The organism is Paenibacillus apiarius (assembly GCF_017052585.1).
Taxonomy (GTDB): Bacteria; Bacillota; Bacilli; order Paenibacillales; family Paenibacillaceae; genus Paenibacillus_B; species Paenibacillus_B apiarius.
On sequence record NZ_JAFFHZ010000001.1, the window covers coordinates 2,633,007 to 2,653,384 of the forward strand.

Consider the following 20,378-nt stretch of genomic DNA (forward strand, 5'->3'; position numbering starts at 1 on the left):
AGGCGCTCGTTATATCAAGAGATATGATACAGAGCTGGTAAACCAATTGCTTAATTCTGGGAGGCCAGTCCAGCGCGGAAATTTTCCATACAAACCGGCAGACCGAGATTCCTTTGGTTCAATGCTTCTCTGTCTGCTGGTTTCCGTCAAACCGATCACAAAGTGTCCGTTATATGCTGCTCTCCGCCTTTGTCCTTCAGACATTACATGCCGCTTTTCGTATTATTAGGTCAACCGGAATTTCTGGTTGGCCTATTTTTGTAGGTGTATAAAGATGGCGGTAGCCGGGAGAACGTGCGGCTTTTAGGGGGAAACCCCGGAATAAAAACTGTTCTCCCACTACCCCCAATGACCATGTTTGAGCTGGTTGAGACATTGAAGATCTCGTATCACAAGCGAAGCTATGGGTTTGGAGCCATCGTGGGAGTGCCGGCGAGTATCATTAAGGAGGGTATTATGGAACCGGTAATAGGAATGGATGTATCAAAAGGAAACAGTGTCATTCAAGCTTTTTTATGGCGAAATGAACCCTACGGGAAAGCAGAAAATATTCATCATAATGAGCAAGGGTTAGAGCGGCTCAGCGCTTTGTGTACAGAATTAAAAGCAAGAACAGGAACAGAGCCGGTAGTTATCATGGAAGCTACGGGGCATTATCACCGAGGGGTTGTTGGTTATCTGACTCGGAAGGACATTCGTCATATCATCCTTAATCCGCTACAGTCCAAGCGAGCAAAAGGAATGGGGCTTCGTAAGGTGAAAACCGACGAGGCAGATGCTTGGAGCTTAGCCGAAATGTTTTACAGAGGAGATGTATTGCCACACCGTGTCTGGGATGAGTCGTACATGGAACTTCAACACGCTACCCGCCAGCATGAGTTTGTTACATCGTTATATGTACAAGCCAAACTCAACACTAGAGCACTGTTAGATCAAGTAATTCCGGCTTATGAAGGAGTGTTTAGTGACCTGTACTCGGCTACATCACTACAAGTGTTGCAGAGCTGTTTACAAGGGCAAGTGGATGATGTCGAGATTATAGAGAAGCTCCTAACAAAACATGCTGGAAGATCTCGCAGTCAAAGCGGGATAAGAGAGAAGTCGATACGAATAGAAGAGGTAATAAGTAAGTGGAAGGAAAAGTGGACAAGTCCATCTCAAACGGAAGCGCTGAAAGGGATGATTACGCTGCTTCTAACATTTCAAGCCCAATTGAAGCAGCTAGAACAACAAATGGAGGATATATCTGTTCAACTACCAGAGGTGGATTTATTGAAATCCATTCCTGGGATTGAAGAAAAGCTTGCAGCGGCTATAGTAGCGGAGATAGGAGATATTAAGCAGTTTAGCCATGCTAAGCAACTGGTGGCTTATGCGGGGCTAGATCCGAGTGTGCATAGTTCAGGGAAATTTACAGCTAGCAGTAACCGAATAACGAAGCGTGGGTCAAAACGTCTGCGTAGATCGTTATATCTAGCGGTACAGTGTGGACTTCGGCAAGGAAATAACAGACGGTTAGCATCGTACTATGAACGAAAAAAGAAAGAAGGCAAGCCTTACAAGGTAACGGTGATCGCTTGCGCCAACAAGCTACTGCATCACATTTACGCTATCTTGAATAGAGGCCAGCCTTACCAAGCATAAACTTATTCAATTTTAAAAAAACTCCACGCCAATGGAGTTTTTTTGCCATGCTCAAAAACCAGTATATCAGTAAATCATTAAATCACCAAGAGGATAGCTTGCCAAATATTAGCTGGTTTTTATTTTATTCCACAAGTTCTTGTCATTTTAGTGCTTCCGAAAGATCCAGAAGAAGCCAAATGGTCATCACCGATATGATGAAGCCTCAAGCCGGAATGAACACCGTTTGAATAATTTGTTGTATCCCATTTGTCCAATGATAAAATGAAGAAGTAGGAATTTCCGCTTTGAACAATAATATTGCCGTAGCGGCAAACTAATGCTTCAAAGGACACTAGATGCCCTACTTAACCAGTTACATGAGAATTCTATGTAACATGCATTATGTTATGTAAGACGCAAATGTAATTGTAAATAACGACAGGATATGATTCAAAAAATTACTACCGGCAGTATTATGGTTCAATAATTATGTCGTTGTCTCATAATCAAGTGATTCATCCTTATAAATTCGGCAATTTATTGCTTCAAAAAGCGGCAATATAATAGTTCAAATCACAGGCTTTTTGCATTGGAGGCGGGATAAAGGGAGTAGAACCCCTGAGCGGGTTCGCCCGCGCGCAGGCAGCGAAAGAGATGCTTCAAAGGAAATCCTCAGCGAACGAGCACGGCGTTGATATCCAACCTCTAATATCGTCGACAGAGGATAGGCTTCGACAGCAAGTGAAATGGAGATATCAACACCCCCTCGCCTCCACCAAAAACCTGAAAAAAACCGACCGCATGGAACCCCTGAGTCAAACATACAACACAGGATTAGCAGATGTTTTCCATTTTCGACCTCAGTTTATATCGTTAAAATACAGATTTCGGATTTGAACCTTAATAATTTATGGTTAGAGAGTAATAATCGGTTATAACACAATAAATGGATGGTATCCAGTGTGATCTAGCTCACAAATAACATATTTCTTCCTATGATAAATTCTTAAAAAGAATGTCAGCATGGAAGTGGTGCGCAAAATAATGAATGGTTCAATTGTTGGAATACTATATATGTCTTTTGCGTGCGCACTGCATAGGAGGAATAAAATTGAATCAGCTTTTCCGAAAAAAATCACTGAACCTCATGCTTGCTCAAAGTGAGAAAAAAGAATTAGCACGGGCGATGTCTTTGCTGGATTTAATCTTCCTTGGCGTAGGCTGTGTAATCGGGACTGGGATCTTTGTTGTTACAGGTGTCGTTGCGGCAGAATCTTCAGGACCAGCAATCATGTTATCATTTGTTATAGCAGGTATTGCCTGTGCGCTCGCTGCATTCTGTTATGCAGAGTTTTCTTCAGCCGTACCCGTCTCAGGAAGTGTATACACATACACGTATGCGACATTAGGTGAATTGTTTGCTTTCCTTATTGGATGGGATCTCATGCTTGAATATGTTATGGCTATTTCTGCCGTTTCTACGGGTTGGTCTGCATACTTTCAATCATTGCTCTCAGGCTTTCATATACAAATTCCCGCCATTATCTCCTCCGCTCCTGGTGTTGGAAAAGGGGGAATCATTGATTTACCAGAAGTTCTGATCATATTGTCCATCACAGCACTCGTTAGTAAAGGCGTGAAGGAAAGTATTAAGTTTAACAATATGATGGTTTTTGTAAAAATAGCTGTTATCTTACTATTTATTTTTGTGGGGATCTGGTATGTAAAACCTGAAAACTGGGTGCCTTTTGTACCCTTTGGATTTAATGGGGTTATAACAGGTGCAGCTACGGTGTTCTTTGCCTATATCGGGTTCGATGTTATTGCTACGGCATCGGAAGAAGTGAAGAATCCTAAAAAAACGATGCCCATTGGGATTATAGTGTCCTTGCTCATTTGTACCATTTTATATATGACCGTATCTGGGGTATTAACAGGGATGATTTCGTATACCAAGCTAAATGTTGGCGCACCTGTTGCATTGGCATTAGAATCGGTAGGACAAAACTCTATAGCGGGCATCATTTCAGTTGGGGCGGTATTTGGCATTACAACCGTTATCCTTGCATTAATCTATGCGCAAGTTCGATTATCCTACGCAATGAGCCGTGATGGATTATTACCGAAAAAGTTCTCAAAAGTAAATGCAAAGACCCAGACTCCATTCGCTAACACGTGGTTAACCGGGTTTGTTGCCGCAGGCATTGCAGGTTTTATTGATCTAACAACACTTGCGCATTTAGTGAACATGGGCACATTAGCTGCGTTTACTTTAATATCCATCGCAATTATCGTCTTGCGCAAGAAATTCCCTGAATTAAAGGCTTCATTCCGAGTCCCGTTCGTGCCAGTGCTGCCAGCCATTAGCGCGTTGCTTTGTCTTTACCTTGCGTCCAGTTTGCCCTTAATCACTTGGATTTCATTTGTCATATGGATTGGTATTGGTGCGATTATATACTTTATTTATTCACGTAAGCATAGTAACTTGAATCCATAAATTGTTGTATTCTGAATATCCAATTGTTTATTCACTTGAAGCCGGCCGTGCAAGGTCGGCTTTTTGCTTTACTCCTTGATATGTTAGAATGTTATTAAGTTATTACATTAGTACATTAGTAAGGTATAACTTTGTGCGTATGGATCATACTATGAGAGGAGTACTTTATTATGAATGGTGTGGTCAATATGGAAAAAGGTCGTGATAGAACGAAGACGACTCGATACTCTCGCAAAATAGGCCGAATGGGAAATAGTTTAGGGATTAGTTTGCCAAAAATGCTTGCAGAGAAACTGAATGTTGTACAGGGTGACGAAATTGAATTTATCGAAAACGACCAGGGAGAAATCGTAATCAAAAAGGTTCGAAAACCGAATCTGCCTGAGAATGTGCGGCCTGAAGTGCTTGAGGCGTTTTATGATGTTTTTAATGAAGATCAGAACATATTCAATGATCTAAGGGACCGATAATGGTAAAGTATTTGACCAAAGAAGAAGTGATTGCCGGGCATTATTTCATGATGAAGCAGATGCAGGATATGGAACAAGCGGGTGTTAAGGACCATTCTCTTCTTGAATCGGCCGTTTATAGACCGCAGCAAAGCCTATTTGGTGAGGATGCGTATCCGACATTATTCGAGAAAGCAGCTGCGTTGGTGGATTTTTTGGCTAAAAACCATTGCTTTCACAATGGTAATAAACGAACCGCTTATTTGTCTGTAAAATCATTCCTTCAAATAAACGGCTATCAACTGAAAATGGAACGGGAATTTGCAGTAAATTTCATGGTGGATCTTGTGAATGGGAAGTACTCTGTTGAAGATATGGCTCAAATTTTTGTAGAAAATGGTATCAAGAAGTGAAAACGGGGCGTCTGGGGAGTGTAAGGGCATGAGTAAACAGGATATCTTGTTCAAAACGGAGAAGTATGTATATCGAGTGGCTGGCCTATTAATGCAGAACGACAAGATTTTTATTACAAAGACCGAAGAATGAGACAGGCTATGCTTTTCCAGCACCTCCAATCCCACGCAAGTTAAAGCGCAATCCATAAATACCTAAAGTTTTGATATTTGCCCAAGCCCTTTTTACGAGATATAATTATGATGATTGTGCACATTCAATGTGGAAAGAGAGCGAGAACAGTATGGGGCGTAAATGGAACAACATTAAGGAAAAGAAAGCATCCAAAGATACTAATACAAGTCGTATATATGCTAGATTCGGAAGAGAAATTTACGTGGTGGCGAAGCAAGGCGAGCCGAATCCGGAATCGAATCAAGCTTTAAAATTCGTTGTTGAGCGTGCCAAAACATACAACGTGCCAAAAGCGATCATTGACCGTGCGATTGAGAAGGCAAAGGGCGGTTCGGATGAAAACTACGATGAACTCCGTTATGAAGGCTTCGGACCTAACGGCTCCATGGTTATCGTGGACGCATTAACGAATAACGTGAATCGTACGGCATCTGAGGTTCGTGCCGCATTTAACAAAAACGGCGGCAGCCTTGGAGTGAGCGGATCTGTAACTTATATGTTTGAACAGACGGCGGTCATTGGTTTGGAAGGCAAGACAGCAGATGAAGTGCTGGAGATCTTAATGAATGCGGACTTGGACGTTCGTGATATCTTGGAAGAGGATGAGGCGGTCATTATTTACGCTGAGCCGGATCAGTTTCATGCTGTTCAAGAGGCATTCAAGAATGAAGGCATCACGGAATTTACCGTAGCGGAGCTGACTATGCTTCCACAGAGCTATATTACGATTACAGAAGACGTTCAGGCTCAATTCGAGAAAATGATAGATGCGCTGGAAGATCTGGACGATGTTCAACAGGTGTACCACAACGTTGACCTTGAAGACTAATGTAAATAAGGAGGTTTCTCGGACAGGAATTTCATTCCCTGACCTCCACCATTAAAAAGTCGGCCGAAAGGTCGGCTTTTTGCAATGACGCGCGAGAGTTGAACCCCTGTCAGAAGGAGGTACATGCTATGGAAACAACAAACAAGTTTACCGGTAAAGCAGATACGTATTCGAAATATCGCCCGAATTATCCGCAAGAATATATGAATTATTTGATTTCATCGAACCAATTAAATTCCAACCATAATATTGCAGATATAGGTTCAGGTACGGGGATTTTTACTCAACAGCTGCTCGACAGAAACTTTAAAGTATTTGCGGTTGAGCCGAATCGCGATATGAGAACGATTGCAAAAAAAGCATTAAGCAGCTATGCAAATTTTATTTCGATACCAGGAACGGCCGAGCACACCGGTATCCCGAGTTCCAGTGTTGATCTGGTAACGGTTGCGCAGGCTTTTCATTGGTTCGACAAAGATAGATTTAAAATGGAATGCCAGAGAATATTGAAACCAAATTCGAATGCAGCCCTTGTTTGGAACAGCAGGGATACCTCAAGCCTTTTCGTACATGAAAATGCGGAGATATGCAAAAAGCTCTGCTCCGGGTTTAAAGGCTTCAGCGGTGGCATAGATGCATCGCCGGACATATACAAGGACTTCGAATTACAACCCATTTATTGAAGCAGTGACTGAGCTTTTCATAAAATATAGCAGGGACAACATGATTGTCATTCCCAATATTACACGAAGCTACATAGGGAAAGTGTAGGTGACCGCTACAAAGTCTTCTCTAAAAGCAAGCCGTTCAATACAAGTGATAGGCTGTGTAACGCTTTGGGCAAGCCCGCCTCGGCATCCTCGGAGTTTGCGATCCAAAAAGCAGTGTCCATGAGTCCCCCATTCAATAGACGGGCTAAAGCTTCAGGGTCCGTCGTTGCAATAATCCGATCCTTCATCAATTGCCCAAGCATATCAGCCATCGTCGCCAGGCAGTGCGACTGAGATGATTGAGAATAAGCATTGCCCAGTACCGAAGGCGCGTCTCTTAGCACGATTCGTTGGATTTCCGGCTCAAGCGCCATGGCGAGATAGGCGCGGCAACGACCAACAAAGCCCTCCCAAGTTCCTTCCGCCGTATCAGAGATACTTTCCAATCTGCTATCCATTTCAGCATCGATTTCTTTGACAACAGCTTCCAATAAGCCTTTTTTGTCTCTAAAGTGATGATACAGCGCACCGCGCGTCAGGCCCACAGAAGCTGTGAGGTCATCCATGGATGTGTCTGCATACCCAATCGTGCCAAAAGCTTGCCTTGCCGCGCTCACCAATTTGGCGCGTGTTTCTGCAATCATTTCCGATCGTGCTTTTCGAGCCATTGTGCCTCCTGCTTTCATACGTTTTTTATGATAATCTTCTTCGTTGGTAACCAACCACGTGTTTCATATTGTTCGACATCCGAAAGAACAAGTCCTTTGAAATTCAGCAGTTGTATCGGTGTTCCCCCGCAGGGAAGCCGATACTAGAGATATTAAAATTCACGTTGACATACGTCGCGTATGTTTATATAGTAATCACATACATCGCGTATGTCAATTTATTTCACCTGCAGGATAGTATAAGTTTTTTACATCTAACTCTAATTAAAAACGAGGGGAGTTCAAGAAATGAAGAACGTAATTCCAATCGGCGTCTATTCGGGGGTGCATTATGCCTAATCTATATCGTGAGATATTCGAAGCCCCTGGTGCAAAGGGATTCTCGGCGGCAGGCTTTGTCGCTCGGATGCCTATATCCATGATGGGCATTGGCATTGTTACTATGTTGTCGCAGTTGCGCGGCGAGTACTGGCTCGCTGGTGCTGTTGCAGCTACCTTTGCGTTGGCGTCAGCTTTAATGGCCCCTCAAATTTCCCGCATGGTGGACCGATTGGGGCAGTCCCGCGTGCTGCTGCCGGCCACAGGGATCAGCGTAGTATCCATTGTCTGCTTGCTGCTGTGCACTAGATATCAAGCACCGGACTGGACCCTGTTCCTGTTCGCATTACTGGCCGGGTGTATGCCCAGTATGTCGGCCATGGTACGCGCGCGCTGGACCGAATTGTATCGGGGTTCGCCTAAGCTGCATACTGCCTTTTCCTTTGAGTCCGTTGTAGACGAACTCTGCTTTATTATTGGTCCGGTCATTTCTGTTGGATTGAGTATTATGCTCTTCCCTGAAGCGGGTCCGCTTCTGTCGTGCGTATTTCTAACGATAGGGGTATTTCTGTTCACGATGCAAAAGAGTACCGAACCAACCGTGCGTCCCCTTAACCCTAACAGCAAAGGGACCGTGATCAAGATTGGTTCATTGAGGGTGCTTGTGTACACGCTGGTTGCCATAGGCACCATATTTGGCACAGTGGACGTCGTGAGTGTGGCTTTTGCAGAGAACCAGGGAAATACGATAGCCGCTAGTATCGTACTTTCCGTCTACGCTATCGGTTCATGCTTGGCTGGCCTGGTTTTCGGCACGCTTAGACTGAGCACTCCGCCACACCGCCAGTTTTTGCGGGCTGTTGCAGTATCGGCCGTCACGATGCTTCCGCTATTCTTCGTGGACAGCATAGCTAAGCTGGCATTCGCTGTCTTTTTTGCTGGGATGTCCGTGGCTCCGACTATGATCATCACTATGGGGTTGGTAGAAAAAATCGTTCCCGAATCCCAGGTAACGGAAGGAATGACCTGGGCAATTACAGGCTTGGGCATCGGGGTTGCTCTAGGCTCGGCCGCAGCAGGATGGGTTGTGGATGGCCTTGGCGCACGGGCAGGGTTTACTGTGGCCATTGCAGCGGGATTGATTGCTCTGGCCATCGTGCTGCTTGGTTACAGATCCCTCCGGTCAGCATACAATCACGCATTCATGAGCCCGGAGGATCGTTCACTCAAGTACTAACACCGAATAAGTATCACGCATCGCAGATAGCAGGCTGGAGCAGGTCGGCCCCGGAGCCCTTCAGCACGATCTGCTTCCGTCCGGCGTTCAGCCAGACTTGAAAGGTCTCGTTCGTATTTCTGCGAATGGTTGTAACCAACTCATCAAATGTGTATCTCCAAACGGGGCTGGCGAGCGCCAAGGCTGGGACTTTTCACGCCGATCTGTTCCCACTTCCTCCGCAGATCAGGAGAGACGGTCAAATATGAGGCAGCTGCAAGCAGATCTACCCGCCAATCGATCCATCCATCAAAACGGTTCTGCATAGCAACACCCATTAACACCAAACAAGATTTCAGTTTCCCCGGATAACAGCAGCGACCGCTGAGGTCGGAGGAGCACCACTAGTTACTGAAATTTTACTTCCGGATATTGCGCATTCGGTTCATCAACCAGATTGCCTCCGCTTTCTTTCAAATGCTTGTTGAAGAAATCCAGCACATATTGATTCGTGATGAAGGCGCCCCGTTTGCCATTGATTTTTCCCGTCATCCCGGTTAGTTGAATCAGGTCCGAAAAAAGCTGAAGGTCGGTGAAATTATAGTGGGCGGCTCCTTCCACATAAATCACGCTTCCCTCATGCTGCTTCACATTCTCCATAATGGACAGCTCATTTGCAATTTTGTCCCGCAGCCCTTTTTTATTTTTGTATTTTTTTACATTGTCGATAAAATCGCCTGCTTGCATGAACAAAAACGGTTTGTTTATATGCTCTCTATTCTTCAACTCATACAGCGTGCCATCCATATTTATTCCGGCTCTGATGTCGTCATTCAAATACAAGGCATTGAAAGCCGTTGCGCCTCCAAAAGAATGCCCCATCATTCCGATGTTGTTCACATCCACTTTTCCTTCAAATATGCTCCGTATCGAGCCAGAATTCATTTTTTTGAATCGGCTGATAACAAACTTCACATCTTGAGTCCACACCTTCCCAATCCTGCTGCCCTTATCATAAAAATTATCTCCGGTCAACACCGTTTCGAAACCAGTCACTCTTCCGTCAGGAAAAGCCGTAGCCGTGGTGCTATACGTATGATCGATTGCCGCCACAATAAAGCCGTGACTGGCCAGATTCTCGGCTTGCGAGGTATGCAGCACCCTGCCGGTTCCCATGCCATGACTGATCAGCACCAAGGGGTAAGGCTGTGCAGTAGGCCGTATTTCGGCATCTTCATAAGAATTGCTGCGGATATATCTCCAGTAATCGAACGCAAATTCAGGAAGTTTGAAATTTTGGGAGTATGCTTGCATGTACTTTCTAAATACCGTTTTATCTTCGGGAAAAAGCAAGCTGCTCTTTTTATGTTTCACATGCCCGGCCGGATACCAAACTTGAACCATTAGTTCTCTCTTGTCGCGGTGGTTTTCGGTGAAGATCTCAGCGCGGTCGTCATCAATAAAATGCAATGTTTGAGTGCCTACTTCATATAAACCATCGGGCTTAGGCAAATTGAAAACAGGCAGATATAAGGATAAGCAGATGGATACGCCAATAAGAACGATTGTTAATGAATAGAAGCCATATTTTAATGGCCTCCACATCTTTAGATTGGCCGTGTTTTTTGAACGCCTGAACAACACTGCACATAACAATAATACAGCCATGATATATACAAAAACCAACTGCCATCGATACCCCTCAAAACACAATTGAACGAGTAAAATGATGCTGCTTGCCATGCAGATAACCGTGCTTGTTTTCCGGGTTATACTTTTGGAGAACCACAGGTCTGACAGTAAAGCCAAACAAGAAAAAATTAAAAGGATTTCAAATAATCTCATATGGTCCCTCCTTGTACTCAAGTAGGTCTTGCCATTAACGGTTCTATTGTAGGGCTTGAAGGTTAACTTGAAAGAATGGTTCGTTTAAAAATCGTTTAAATTACCGGATAAACGCGGCTTTATGTTTCCTTAACCAAAGTAAGCCCTGTTGCAAAATAGGCAGTGGAATAAGGGGGGGCAGGTGGTGAAATAGCATATGCATTGTATTTTATGCAGCAAATTGGCCTTGTTGCAGTGATTGGAGCGGAATTAAGGTTAGGCCCTTAGACATAATCCAATGAAACCGGCTGGAGTGAGGAATACGCCGCTGTTTCACTTACAAAATCCAATGGATGTAAGAAAGGGGAGGATAGACAGGCCTTTTGGACTATCTCTTGAGGGGTTTATATACATATATCCAGGAACGCGGGTGTTGCGAGATGGATCCGCTGCTTGTTCAGAGCTTGAATAAGGAGCGGGCGATTGCCGTTTCTTACGCTGAGAACGATCCGGAATTAGTCTGGTTTTGGGCTACCTTCCTTTATCACCTTCACCTATTATCGCGAAGAGTGATGTCTTGGATGGAAGAATGTATAATAGGCGGTCATTTTGCGCGCAAGATCATAAGACTCCGATCACTGAAAGTTAAAATGCGAAAGGTAGAACTCAACAAAGAAGAGAATTATTATCCACAAAGTTTCTGCTCTTTAATCTCTATTGCATGCAGTTAGTATACCTAGAGATTTGCTTATGTGAGCCAACATTTTCTGTTATATGGGAGATGCCCAATGTACAGTACTTTATACATTCTTAATATATCGTGTCTCGTGAGTGATCGGTATTAATAGATAATCGATTCCCAATAAATTCACTTTGCACCAATGTCTTTTTTATAGGCGTTTCTTTCTGAATATTTTTTAATATAGAAGTGAAAATCATGGAAGACATATACCAATAGTTGACAAAAAAACATTACATTGTATACAATGTAATGTTGAGGTGGATTAGATGTCGGTTGGTTCAAAACCTGAAACTTTCCGTCGTACGAAACTATTGAATTTTCTACGGAATCAGATGCAAATTGTTCAGGAAGCATCCATGTCCATACAGATGACAGGTAGCGATCCGAGTGATTATGTTGAGATGAAAATGAGTGTTTTGCGACCATTAATGGATGAGTTTGGTGTAACAGATGAAGAGATATACCTATAAACCCATTCCCGAATAGAACATTTCAATTTGAGACGTTTTATAATTTGATTTTTTATGTCCATAGCATGTCTTTCATCAAGTTATGACTAGTGTTGATCAATGTACGCTATTAAGAGAAGGAGGTTAAAAGGAATGGATAAATCGAAACTTTATTTCATTTCCGATCTACTACTTACAGTTTTAGTTTTTTATACTATTTGTAGTCTTGTAAGTAGTTTGACGGTAGGATTACTTTCTTCGGTGCTTATAGTATTTTTGATAGTCAGACCATTATTAAAAAAGCTGTTTAAAATAGAATTTAAATAACCCCCCAGCAATGGGGGGGATTTTATAGTTATTTAACTTCTTCGTATTTGACAAATGCAGCAGGGTAAGAAGACTTTGTATTTTGAGTAATTGTGACTCTCAAACCTTTTATTTCACCTTTGGCTATCCGTTTTAAGACACCTTCATAATATTCGGCTTTTCTGCTGGCTAGATCTTGTGAAAAACCTGCTACAGCTGACACTGCTAAGCTAGTCCAAAAATTAGCTTTTGTCATTGCAAGTGCAATACCAACAATAATTGCATCGAAACCAGCGCTTCCAGTAGATGGTACCTTTTTGTCAGCAAGCTTTTCAATTGTCTCTTTAGTTAACATGGAAGATTGAGTTATTGGTGTTTTGTCATCTCCTGGCTTGTTCGGATCACAGGAAGTAGCAGGGTACCACCTTGAAGCAAGAGCCTGATTTGAACCAAATGGTACTGTTACAGCAAAAGCAACAGTAAAAGCAACACAACCAAGAATGATTTTTTTTAAGAATGAAGCCTCCCTAACTAATTTATTTATGCTCATACGAACATAATCCATATATTCCCTATTGATACTGAAAAATCCTTCTTAAATTTTATTAAAATTGGGATTTATTTGATTTTTTTGGAGTTTCAAGGTGTTCAGGGTATCGATAGGCCTAGCAAAGGAGAAATAACGTTGAAGAAATATAAAATGATGTTCGCAGTTCTGCTGACATTAATCCTATTCGCATTGGCCGTATCCCAATCCACTTTTCTCCAGCGTGCCACGGCTCGATTTACAGCTTCCATCTATGTCACTTTTCAGCATTATGATATGAATTTGGAGTTTCAAAAAGTAGAGTATGCTGGTGCATTTGGCGGTTATTCCGTTAGATATAAAGATAAAAAAAGCGGTAAGGCTGTCTCTCTGCTGGTTGAATCCGATACGCTGCCCATCGTGGTAGGATATGATTCTCTCGATACTCGGCCTTAACCGGCTCCCAGTCTATCATCCAGCTATGTTACACTAATGAAAATAGCAGACAGCAAGGAGATAGACGCGAATGAAGCTGGTATCTTGGAATGTGAACGGCCTGAGGGCGTGCGTGAAAAAAGGATTCAATGACTATTTCCGCGCGACGGAAGCCGATGTATTTTGCGTGCAGGAGACGAAGCTGCAGGAAGGCCAGATTGCCATGGAGCTTGGCGATGAATATGAGCTGTATTGGAATTATGCGCTGAAAAAGGGGTACTCGGGAACTGCCGTTTTCACTAAAATAAAGCCTGTATCGGTACGATATGGGATAGAAGAAGATGAAGAGCCGGAGGGGCGGATCATCACGCTTGAGTTCGAGTCCTTCTATCTCGTGAATGTATATACACCCAATTCCAAGCGAGATCTGTCCCGGCTGGAAGAGCGGCTGGAATGGGAGGAACGGTTCAGACATTACGTTCAGCAGCTGGATGCCTGCAAGCCTGTCATTCTGTGCGGGGATATGAATGTGGCCCACCAAGAGATCGACTTGAAGAATCCGAAGTCCAACTGGAACAATTCCGGCTTTACTCCGGAAGAGCGGGAGAAGATGACCCGATTGCTGGACGCTGGATTTACCGATACGTTCCGGCATTTCTATCCGCAGAAGACCGATGCCTATTCGTGGTGGTCTTACATGCCCAAGGTGAGGGAGCGGAACATTGGGTGGAGAATTGATTATTTCCTAGTCTCCTCAAGATTGAATCCCTTATTAATCGATGCGCAAATCGATTCTACTATTCTAGGCAGTGATCATTGCCCTGTTATTCTCAATATGGCCGACATTGAAACATAAATCCGAGGGCTGGCGCCTCTTCTAGCGAGAGGGGTTCCAGCCCTACGGAGCATCGGGACCGTCCTATTATGACAATCATGAAGACAGATAGAACCGACCACGATAGGTCGGCTTTTTTGCATGTCTAACGAGCGGAGGAAGTTAAGCAGGACCGAGCCTGTTATACAGTTTGCGGATGCAGTCCCAACATATTTTCTCGGGCCGCATATTTACTTCGATAATCCATGGTTTTACTTGTTGATCCATTCCGATATCGATTCCCAACAGCTGAATCCCCTCATATTTCTTTTCCAACCGCTTGCAAATGTGCGCTCCCAATCGATTTAATGCTTCCTTCGTATATTGGATACCGAACGGGCTGGTGTAGGGAGCCAATAAGTCCTCAATGGGCATCGGGGTTCCGCCGCTGCGTATATTCGTGACGATTTTGTCCGGCTGGGCGACGCGGCCAAGAAATCCTTCATTTTTCCAAGTGCCGTCGCTTTGTTTCTTAATCATCATCCGAATGTCAAAGGGGCGTCTGTTCCATTGGAGCAGATTGATTCCTTGCTGGACGATATAATTTTTGTTCACCTGATTTGCCAATACATAGGAGTATAGCTGTTTCTCGGAATTAAATGTTTCTTGCCGAGTTCCCTTATGAACGCGGAAGAGCGGTTGATTATTAGAGCCCTTGCTGTCAACCTGCATGACTCCCACGCCAAAAGCGCCTCGATTGGGCTTTACATAGACAGATGGAAACAGCGACAGCATGGAATGCAGGGAAGCTTTGTTTAATTTCATCGTGTAGGGCAAATGAACGCTAATATCATGATCCTTCTTTAGTTCAACATAATGGTCCCACTTGGGCCCTTTTGCAGGCACTCTCGGTTGGGCAGGAACGTCGGCAGTCCTTTTATTCACGGTTTAGTCCCCTCGCTTCGGTATTTAGAATATCGTATTCGGCTGTGTGCACAGGATTGCGAAAAGGAGCCAGAAAGGCCAGAAGTACTTTGCAATGGGGGGAAGCGAGTCCCTTCTGATTGAAAAAATGGCGAGGGAGCTAGGCTGCAGCAAAAGCAGCTTCTATTGGTACTTCGGCAACCGGGAAGAGTTCATTACATGCATCGTAAATGACTGGGTGGAGCGAGCGACTAATGAAGTAATTGATCGCACCCTCACCGAAGAGAGCATTGATACTCAGATTAAAAACCTGCTGACAGCGATGTTTTCGACAACGGAAGCTGGAGACTTTGTTTTTTATTTGCGGAGGTTAGGGCAAGAACATGAACGATATCAACAATGGTTAGATACGATAGAACACAAAAGGATAGATTTCATGCTCTTTCTTTTGCAGGCAAAAGGGCTGTCCTATCAATCCGCCCAACAAAAAGCGTTCGTCATTTATCACTTTTACTTAGGCTGGCATGAAAGAAATAAACATCGTAAACATTTGGATGACACCGCCAAGCTGGTCGAGCTGTTATGGAATACCACAATTGAAACGAGCGAGGTGTCCGAATGACGAGCGTATTATCCACTTTTGCAGGCTGTATCTTTACTGGTTTAAGCATCTTGCACTTGTATTGGATGTTCGGGGGGAAATGGGGCAAGGCGGCCGCTATACCTTGCAACGGAAGCAGGCCGTTGTTCACTCCAAGCACATTCTCGACTTTTATAGTTGCCTTGTTATTGGCAGCTGCAGCTGTTATCGCCTTCGGTCTTTCGGGAGGAACGAACGTCATTTTGCCTGCATGGATGTACCGCTGGGGCGGGTGGAGCATCGGAATCGTGTTTTTGCTGCGGTCCATCGGCGAATTCCGCTGGGTCGGTTTTTTCAAAAAGAAGAAGGGAACTGCCTTCGCGAGATGGGACTCTATGTTATTCTCACCTTTATGCCTGCTATTGGCGATTTCTGTAATAACAGTCCTCGTGTTTGAACCGTAAGAGCTATCATCGGATGTGGTTCATGGTATAATAAGGCTGAGAAAATGGAGGTGATAAGATGCGTTGGGCAGAGGTGCAAGAGAGGTTTCCAAATGAATGGGTTGTGTTAGAAGCGACGAAGGCGCATTCCAAGGAAGGACAACGATACATTGAAGAAGTCGTAGTGATAGACAAGTTCGATGACTCAACATCTGCAATGCGTCGGTATAGCGAATTGCACAAGCAGGAGCCTCATCGCGAATACTGTTTTTTTCATACTTCACGTCCCGCTTTAGTGGCACGTGAACGTTACGTTGGAGTGCGAGGGCCTAAATGAAAATAAATATAAATCATGGTCTTCCTTTTGTAACCGTCACCATTCAATTTCGTGGACAGAAACTGACGCTTAGGAAAGTTCTGTTAGATACAGGTTCCGCAGGAACTATTTTTAACGCTGATGTCGTTGGGACGATCGGAGTTATACCTGAATCTGAAGATATCGTAGATACCATCCGAGGTGTCGGTGGTGTGGAATACGTATACACGAAAAATTTTGATGCTATTTACCTCGATAGGGTCTGTTTAGAACATTTCCAAGTGGAGATCGGGAGTATGGACTACGGAATGGAGATTGAAGGAACCATTGGTTTTGATTATATTCAAGCTGCAAATCTGATAATAGATTCGTCCAGCATGCAGATCTATTCACTCACGCGATGACTTTATAATTATCACGCTCGAGCGAATCACGTTGCACAACAAGATTCTACTGCGTTACTCTTGAAAGAGCCGACCGCATGAGGTCGGCTCTTTGCGTACATACTTTGGATTAGAAACATAAGGAGTGGAACCCGCATGGAAGTGACAGCGCAACAGGTTGCCGAATGGATGGTAGCAGAAATTAAATTCAAAGGGGTCGTCTATCAAAGCGATGTGATCGCTTATGTAAAAACGCATTTTGGAGAAGAGTTTGTGTTTGTGAATGAAAATGGGAATGCCTCGCTGTCCAAAGATGTGAAGAAAGCTTTTCGCAAGCTGCATGGCGGCAAAATCGCATGGGACAGAGACGGTTTTTCCTGGGGGTGGACGTAATATCATTCGATATGCAAGTATAGAGAGGAAGCAGTGACAGCGCGGAGGAAGAGGGAGATAGGCAAATGGCAAAACAAAAGTACTATGTCGTATGGGTCGGCAATCGGCCAGGCATTTATACGAATTGGACAGAATGTAAAGAGCAAGTGGACGGACGCAAGGATGCGAAGTATAAATCCTATCCTTCTAAAGCGGAGGCGGAACAAGCCTATCGTGAAGGTTGGACCAAGCATTGGGGCCAGAAGGGGTCCGCTAAGAAACAGACTCAACCTGCCTCACCCAAGTCCAAAGAAACGATTGATTATGATAGCATTTCAGTTGATGTAGGAACGCAGGGGAACCCGGGGCCGATTGAATATAGAGGCGTGAATACGCAAACCGGCGAGGTCATATTTGCCCGTGGTCCCATTCCGAACGGTACGAATAATTTAGGTGAATTTTTAGCTATCGTCCATTCCTTGGCTTACTTGAAAAAGAAGGGCAGTACCCAGACCGTATATAGCGACTCCAGAACCGCTTTAAAATGGGTGAGAGAGAAGAAAGTAGCTACGACATTAGAGCGGAATGAATCCACAAAAGAAGTATGGGATCTGGTGGACCGAGCTCTGAAATGGCTGCAGACCAATAGCTATGACAACAAGGTATTAAAGTGGGAGACCCAAGACTGGGGAGAAATTAAAGCCGATTATGGAAGAAAATAACCATAAGAGCACCATGCCAGGTGCTCTTGTTTGTATTTCGCTCATGTTAAGTTGTTCTTATTAATCACAATAGACAACTTATAATTTACATATTTATTTAATTCAGTCAGGAACAGATCCAATTCCTCATTAGACGGAAACCTGCACTCTAGCAGATAGCAGCCCTCGCCGCTAATTTTGAAGTTGTTCACCAAATAAGAACGTTGTGTCTCGATAAACGAGAGAAAGGGACGGTGATTGAATTCCTTTGTATAAATATTGATAAAAGTATGGACGGGTTTTCCTGCTTTGGCATGGTTCAGCCGAATGGTATATCCTTCGATTACCCCTTCTTCCTCCAGCTTAAGCAAACGGTTGGCGGTTGCCTGGCCGGTCATGTGAATTTTTTGCCCCAATTCCTTCATCGACATGCGGCCATTCTGCAATAGTTCTTCCACAATTCGTCTGTCCGTGTTATCCAGCATTCCTACCAACCTCTTTCATTTTTCAAGTAAACCGTACATTATTCATGATTTGATCGATGTTCCGTATTATTGCTTTCATATTATCCTATAGGAGGAGGTTGTTAAAGGAGGAGTAGACCGTGCAGATTAGACAAATAAGAAACGCCACCATCGTTCTAAACTATGGTGAGATGACCTTTTTAATCGATCCATTTTTAGCCCCGAAAGGGGCATATCCACCGTTTCCAAACACTCCGAATCAAGAACTGGCAAATCCGACCGCCGAGCTGCCAATTCCAGTGAATGAAATTATTCAAGTCGATGCGGTTATTGTAACCCACTTGCATCCGGATCATTTCGATGCGGCTGCTGTCGAAGCGCTGCCTAAGGATATTCGCATGATTGCGCAGTCCGCACAAGATGCGAAGGTCATAGAGGAAGCGGGATTTCATAACGTGGAATGGTTGGATAGCATATCCGAGATTGGGGAAATTCGGCTGCATCGGACGGCTGGAAAACACGGGGTGGGCCAGATCGGCCACTTAATGGGCGAAGTATCGGGAGTGGTCTTTTCACATGCGGATGAACCGACGCTCTATATTGCAGGCGATACCATTTGGTGCAATGATGTTCACGCAGCGATCCACGCGCACCATCCTGAAGTGATTGTCGTCAATGCAGGCGCAGCCCAGTTCCTAGAGGGCGACCCCATTACGATGACGAAGGAAGATGTCTATCGAACATATAAGGAAGCTCCACAATCGACCATTATTGTGTCCCATATGGAGTCTGTCAATCATTGCTTGTTAACAAGAGAGGAATTGAAAGGCTACATTGCAGACAAGGGGCTCTCCTCTCATATACTCGTGCCTACCGACGGAGAATCGCTTTCCTTCTGTTCATCGCACTAATAGGTAAGCACCCGACCGCATGCGGTCGGGTGTTGAAGTTCTATATGCTTGTGATACAACAAGTTATCTATTCTCAATGGAAAAAGAATGAAAGCGCGTCTCGAAACCGCCATTCGGGGTCGGGCTGCAGCAATAGATGCCTACTTTGACGGATTGTGGATGCTGGTCTTCATGCAGATGAGCGATTCGGATCTGTTCCCACTCATCAGGGTTACCCTGCGTCTTGGCCGATACGATATAATCGCCGTTCTTGCGCTCGACTCGGAATGCCAGAGGTTCCGTGACATATGCATTCTGGTAATTCCGAGTGGACCAGTCCGAATACCCATAATTCGTGACGACCGCTCCCAAGTGTGATGGGCCGTCCGGTATATATTCAAGCGATGTCTTTAACCAACATGTGTCCGACACCATTACGAATAGGCCTGCTTGATCATAGGTTGACATGGGCTTCATGCTCAGCGATGCCTCTGCTGTGAAGTCCGTCTCAACCGACTCGTAAAAGACATGTCCGTTCATTACTTCGAAGCCATAATGGGTTTTCAACCAAAAGTCGGTTTCGGATTGCGTATGGACGCGCAAAGCATCATCTGTCACGTTCCAATGCTGCGGTTCGTTCATTATCGTAAGCTTACCAACGGAATCAGGGATATAAGATATATTTATCATGGAATTACAGCCTCCAGCTTAATCATTTCATATGTTTCATCGTCCAGCGCGTGCATTCAACTGTACATTGTCCAGTGGGACCCACTGACACTGCGGAGAATAGTCCAGTTCAGCTCTTGAATAGACAAGGCTTACTTCGCGTTCGTGTTTTTCCAGTCCATAAACCGTTGATCGATTACTTCTTTCAACTGAAAATAATTGTCCCACGTATCCTCTACATGATAGAGAGTAGAGGCATCCGAAAATGTATCTTGATAGTCTTCTAAATAGGTGCCATTCTCAAAATCAAAATAAACCGTTGCAAATCGATTTCCCTCATCGCTTAACATATCATCGGCCAGAACCCCGTCCCAGTTCATATAAATCTGTGTTCCGGTTAGTTGTCTTTGCTTGAAAGCCGCAATATCTTCTTCGGCATCTTCCTCAAAATCAATGCTATATAACCCATGCTCTATCATCCATCCTAAAAACAAACCAGTATGGACAAATGCTTGCTCGTTAGGCAAATCTGCGGGAAAATCACCGTCGTAATGATATTTAGCCTTGTCGTAGACGCACGTATCCGACATTTCGTTCAGCTCCTCTGCAACTATTGGAAACGTTTCGTTTAGATTAAAA

22 protein-coding genes and 1 pseudogene are annotated in these 20,378 nt (G+C 44.1%); 16 read left to right on the plus strand and 7 right to left on the minus strand.

The genetic code is table 11. The annotated features are described in order from the left end of the window. The first annotated feature begins 456 nt into the window (after positions 1 to 456). The 6 genes and pseudogenes from JSQ80_RS12035 to JSQ80_RS12060 all read left to right on the plus strand — a co-directional run bounded on the left by JSQ80_RS12035 (position 457) and on the right by JSQ80_RS12060 (position 6,760). The gene (locus JSQ80_RS12035) at positions 457 to 1,644 is read left to right on the plus strand and encodes an IS110 family RNA-guided transposase (RefSeq protein ID WP_206095436.1); all 1,188 of its coding nucleotides are present in this window, start codon (positions 457 to 459) and stop codon (positions 1,642 to 1,644) included. A gap of 1,093 nt (positions 1,645 to 2,737) precedes the next feature. Further along, complete coding sequence (locus tag JSQ80_RS12040; RefSeq protein WP_240463631.1) at positions 2,738 to 4,123, plus strand: amino acid permease; 1,386 nt, start codon at positions 2,738 to 2,740, stop codon at positions 4,121 to 4,123. A gap of 170 nt (positions 4,124 to 4,293) precedes the next feature. Then, positions 4,294 to 4,593 (plus strand): AbrB/MazE/SpoVT family DNA-binding domain-containing protein, encoded by a 300-nt coding sequence (locus JSQ80_RS12045; RefSeq protein WP_206095437.1) that lies wholly within the window; start codon positions 4,294 to 4,296, stop codon positions 4,591 to 4,593. Beyond that, positions 4,593 to 4,985: a type II toxin-antitoxin system death-on-curing family toxin gene (locus tag JSQ80_RS12050; RefSeq protein WP_206095438.1), complete on the plus strand. Its 393-nt coding sequence runs from the start codon at positions 4,593 to 4,595 to the stop codon at positions 4,983 to 4,985. Before JSQ80_RS12045 ends, JSQ80_RS12050 begins: the two co-directional genes overlap by 1 nt. 284 nt (positions 4,986 to 5,269) lie before the next feature. Further along, positions 5,270 to 5,989 carry a YebC/PmpR family DNA-binding transcriptional regulator gene (locus tag JSQ80_RS12055; protein WP_206095439.1) on the plus strand — a complete coding sequence of 240 codons (720 nt, stop codon included), beginning with the start codon at positions 5,270 to 5,272 and terminating at the stop codon, positions 5,987 to 5,989. Between the two features lie 128 nt (positions 5,990 to 6,117). Further along, positions 6,118 to 6,760: pseudogene (locus tag JSQ80_RS12060) on the plus strand (class I SAM-dependent methyltransferase). 7 nt (positions 6,761 to 6,767) lie between these two features. Here the strand turns inward: JSQ80_RS12060 and JSQ80_RS12065 are convergent. Continuing rightward, positions 6,768 to 7,367: a TetR/AcrR family transcriptional regulator gene (locus tag JSQ80_RS12065; RefSeq protein ID WP_206095440.1), complete on the minus strand. Its 600-nt coding sequence runs from the start codon at positions 7,365 to 7,367 to the stop codon at positions 6,768 to 6,770. Positions 7,368 to 7,698: 331 nt separating this feature from the next. Between JSQ80_RS12065 and JSQ80_RS12070 the strand changes: the two genes are divergently transcribed. After that, positions 7,699 to 8,922: an MFS transporter gene (locus JSQ80_RS12070; RefSeq protein ID WP_206095441.1), complete on the plus strand. Its 1,224-nt coding sequence runs from the start codon at positions 7,699 to 7,701 to the stop codon at positions 8,920 to 8,922. 387 nt (positions 8,923 to 9,309) lie between these two features. Here JSQ80_RS12070 and JSQ80_RS12075 read toward each other — a convergent pair whose 3' ends face one another. Then, positions 9,310 to 10,746: an alpha/beta hydrolase family protein gene (locus JSQ80_RS12075; protein ID WP_206095442.1), complete on the minus strand. Its 1,437-nt coding sequence runs from the start codon at positions 10,744 to 10,746 to the stop codon at positions 9,310 to 9,312. Positions 10,747 to 11,733: 987 nt separating this feature from the next. Between JSQ80_RS12075 and JSQ80_RS12080 the strand changes: the two genes are divergently transcribed. After that, positions 11,734 to 11,937 (plus strand): hypothetical protein, encoded by a 204-nt coding sequence (locus JSQ80_RS12080; protein ID WP_206095443.1) that lies wholly within the window; start codon positions 11,734 to 11,736, stop codon positions 11,935 to 11,937. 334 nt (positions 11,938 to 12,271) lie between these two features. On the opposite strand, the gene JSQ80_RS12085 is transcribed toward JSQ80_RS12080, so the two are convergent. Next, entirely contained in the window at positions 12,272 to 12,772 is a 501-nt protein-coding gene (locus tag JSQ80_RS12085; RefSeq protein ID WP_206095444.1) for a hypothetical protein, read from the minus strand. 135 nt (positions 12,773 to 12,907) lie between these two features. On the opposite strand from JSQ80_RS12085, the gene JSQ80_RS12090 reads away from it, so the two are divergent. After that, positions 12,908 to 13,204, plus strand: coding sequence for a hypothetical protein (locus JSQ80_RS12090; RefSeq protein WP_206095445.1), 297 nt, complete (start codon positions 12,908 to 12,910; stop codon positions 13,202 to 13,204). Positions 13,205 to 13,274: 70 nt separating this feature from the next. Next, positions 13,275 to 14,039, plus strand: coding sequence for an exodeoxyribonuclease III (locus JSQ80_RS12095; RefSeq protein WP_206095446.1), 765 nt, complete (start codon positions 13,275 to 13,277; stop codon positions 14,037 to 14,039). A 141-nt stretch (positions 14,040 to 14,180) separates the two neighbouring features. Here JSQ80_RS12095 and JSQ80_RS12100 read toward each other — a convergent pair whose 3' ends face one another. After that, positions 14,181 to 14,942, minus strand: coding sequence for a YheC/YheD family protein (locus tag JSQ80_RS12100; RefSeq protein ID WP_206095447.1), 762 nt, complete (start codon positions 14,940 to 14,942; stop codon positions 14,181 to 14,183). Between the two features lie 94 nt (positions 14,943 to 15,036). Between JSQ80_RS12100 and JSQ80_RS12105 the strand changes: the two genes are divergently transcribed. The 5 genes from JSQ80_RS12105 (at position 15,037) to rnhA (ending at position 17,737) form a co-directional block, all read left to right on the plus strand. Further along, entirely contained in the window at positions 15,037 to 15,543 is a 507-nt protein-coding gene (locus JSQ80_RS12105; protein ID WP_206095448.1) for a TetR/AcrR family transcriptional regulator, read from the plus strand. Further along, on the plus strand, positions 15,540 to 15,965 hold the full coding sequence (locus tag JSQ80_RS12110) for a DUF3995 domain-containing protein (RefSeq protein ID WP_206095449.1): 426 nt from the start codon (positions 15,540 to 15,542) through the stop codon (positions 15,963 to 15,965). The genes JSQ80_RS12105 and JSQ80_RS12110 overlap by 4 nt, the downstream gene beginning before the upstream one ends. 312 nt (positions 15,966 to 16,277) lie before the next feature. Continuing rightward, positions 16,278 to 16,664 (plus strand): aspartyl protease family protein, encoded by a 387-nt coding sequence (locus JSQ80_RS12115; protein WP_206095450.1) that lies wholly within the window; start codon positions 16,278 to 16,280, stop codon positions 16,662 to 16,664. A 135-nt stretch (positions 16,665 to 16,799) separates the two neighbouring features. After that, a complete protein-coding gene (locus JSQ80_RS12120) occupies positions 16,800 to 17,036 on the plus strand; it encodes a DUF6953 family protein (RefSeq protein WP_087432243.1) in 237 nt (78 codons plus the stop codon). A gap of 65 nt (positions 17,037 to 17,101) precedes the next feature. Continuing rightward, a complete protein-coding gene (rnhA, locus tag JSQ80_RS12125) occupies positions 17,102 to 17,737 on the plus strand; it encodes a ribonuclease H (protein ID WP_206095451.1) in 636 nt (211 codons plus the stop codon). A gap of 41 nt (positions 17,738 to 17,778) precedes the next feature. On the opposite strand, the gene JSQ80_RS12130 is transcribed toward rnhA, so the two are convergent. Then, on the minus strand, positions 17,779 to 18,201 hold the full coding sequence (locus tag JSQ80_RS12130; RefSeq protein WP_206095452.1) for an Lrp/AsnC family transcriptional regulator: 423 nt from the start codon (positions 18,199 to 18,201) through the stop codon (positions 17,779 to 17,781). A gap of 119 nt (positions 18,202 to 18,320) precedes the next feature. Here JSQ80_RS12130 and JSQ80_RS12135 point away from each other — a divergent pair, with 119 nt between their 5' ends. Then, complete coding sequence (locus JSQ80_RS12135) at positions 18,321 to 19,091, plus strand: MBL fold metallo-hydrolase (protein ID WP_206095453.1); 771 nt, start codon at positions 18,321 to 18,323, stop codon at positions 19,089 to 19,091. Between the two features lie 63 nt (positions 19,092 to 19,154). Here the strand turns inward: JSQ80_RS12135 and JSQ80_RS12140 are convergent, their stop codons facing one another. Together JSQ80_RS12140 and JSQ80_RS12145 are read right to left on the minus strand one after the other, a co-directional pair. Beyond that, entirely contained in the window at positions 19,155 to 19,757 is a 603-nt protein-coding gene (locus tag JSQ80_RS12140; protein WP_206097564.1) for a DUF1349 domain-containing protein, read from the minus strand. Positions 19,758 to 19,891: 134 nt separating this feature from the next. After that, positions 19,892 to 20,329, minus strand: a complete 438-nt coding sequence (locus JSQ80_RS12145) for a DUF7832 domain-containing protein (protein ID WP_206095454.1) — start codon at positions 20,327 to 20,329, stop codon at positions 19,892 to 19,894. Between the last annotated feature and the right edge of the window lie 49 nt (positions 20,330 to 20,378).

What these genes read in the sequence shown, in the direction of transcription:
- JSQ80_RS12035 (WP_206095436.1), top strand. Translation starts at nt 457, where the DNA reads ATGGAACCGGTAATAGGAATGGATGTATCAAAAGGAAACAGTGTCATT.
- JSQ80_RS12045 (WP_206095437.1), top strand. Translation starts at nt 4,294, where the DNA reads ATGAATGGTGTGGTCAATATGGAAAAAGGTCGTGATAGAACGAAGACG.
- JSQ80_RS12050 (WP_206095438.1), top strand. Translation starts at nt 4,593, where the DNA reads ATGGTAAAGTATTTGACCAAAGAAGAAGTGATTGCCGGGCATTATTTC.
- JSQ80_RS12055 (WP_206095439.1), top strand. Translation starts at nt 5,270, where the DNA reads ATGGGGCGTAAATGGAACAACATTAAGGAAAAGAAAGCATCCAAAGAT.
- JSQ80_RS12065 (WP_206095440.1), bottom strand. Translation starts at nt 7,367, where the DNA reads ATGGCTCGAAAAGCACGATCGGAAATGATTGCAGAAACACGCGCCAAA.
- JSQ80_RS12070 (WP_206095441.1), top strand. Translation starts at nt 7,699, where the DNA reads ATGCCTAATCTATATCGTGAGATATTCGAAGCCCCTGGTGCAAAGGGA.
- JSQ80_RS12075 (WP_206095442.1), bottom strand. Translation starts at nt 10,746, where the DNA reads ATGAGATTATTTGAAATCCTTTTAATTTTTTCTTGTTTGGCTTTACTG.
- JSQ80_RS12080 (WP_206095443.1), top strand. Translation starts at nt 11,734, where the DNA reads ATGTCGGTTGGTTCAAAACCTGAAACTTTCCGTCGTACGAAACTATTG.
- JSQ80_RS12085 (WP_206095444.1), bottom strand. Translation starts at nt 12,772, where the DNA reads ATGAGCATAAATAAATTAGTTAGGGAGGCTTCATTCTTAAAAAAAATC.
- JSQ80_RS12095 (WP_206095446.1), top strand. Translation starts at nt 13,275, where the DNA reads ATGAAGCTGGTATCTTGGAATGTGAACGGCCTGAGGGCGTGCGTGAAA.
- JSQ80_RS12105 (WP_206095448.1), top strand. Translation starts at nt 15,037, where the DNA reads ATGGGGGGAAGCGAGTCCCTTCTGATTGAAAAAATGGCGAGGGAGCTA.
- JSQ80_RS12110 (WP_206095449.1), top strand. Translation starts at nt 15,540, where the DNA reads ATGACGAGCGTATTATCCACTTTTGCAGGCTGTATCTTTACTGGTTTA.
- JSQ80_RS12115 (WP_206095450.1), top strand. Translation starts at nt 16,278, where the DNA reads ATGAAAATAAATATAAATCATGGTCTTCCTTTTGTAACCGTCACCATT.
- JSQ80_RS12120 (WP_087432243.1), top strand. Translation starts at nt 16,800, where the DNA reads ATGGAAGTGACAGCGCAACAGGTTGCCGAATGGATGGTAGCAGAAATT.
- rnhA (WP_206095451.1), top strand. Translation starts at nt 17,102, where the DNA reads ATGGCAAAACAAAAGTACTATGTCGTATGGGTCGGCAATCGGCCAGGC.
- JSQ80_RS12130 (WP_206095452.1), bottom strand. Translation starts at nt 18,201, where the DNA reads ATGCTGGATAACACGGACAGACGAATTGTGGAAGAACTATTGCAGAAT.
- JSQ80_RS12145 (WP_206095454.1), bottom strand. Translation starts at nt 20,329, where the DNA reads ATGTCGGATACGTGCGTCTACGACAAGGCTAAATATCATTACGACGGT.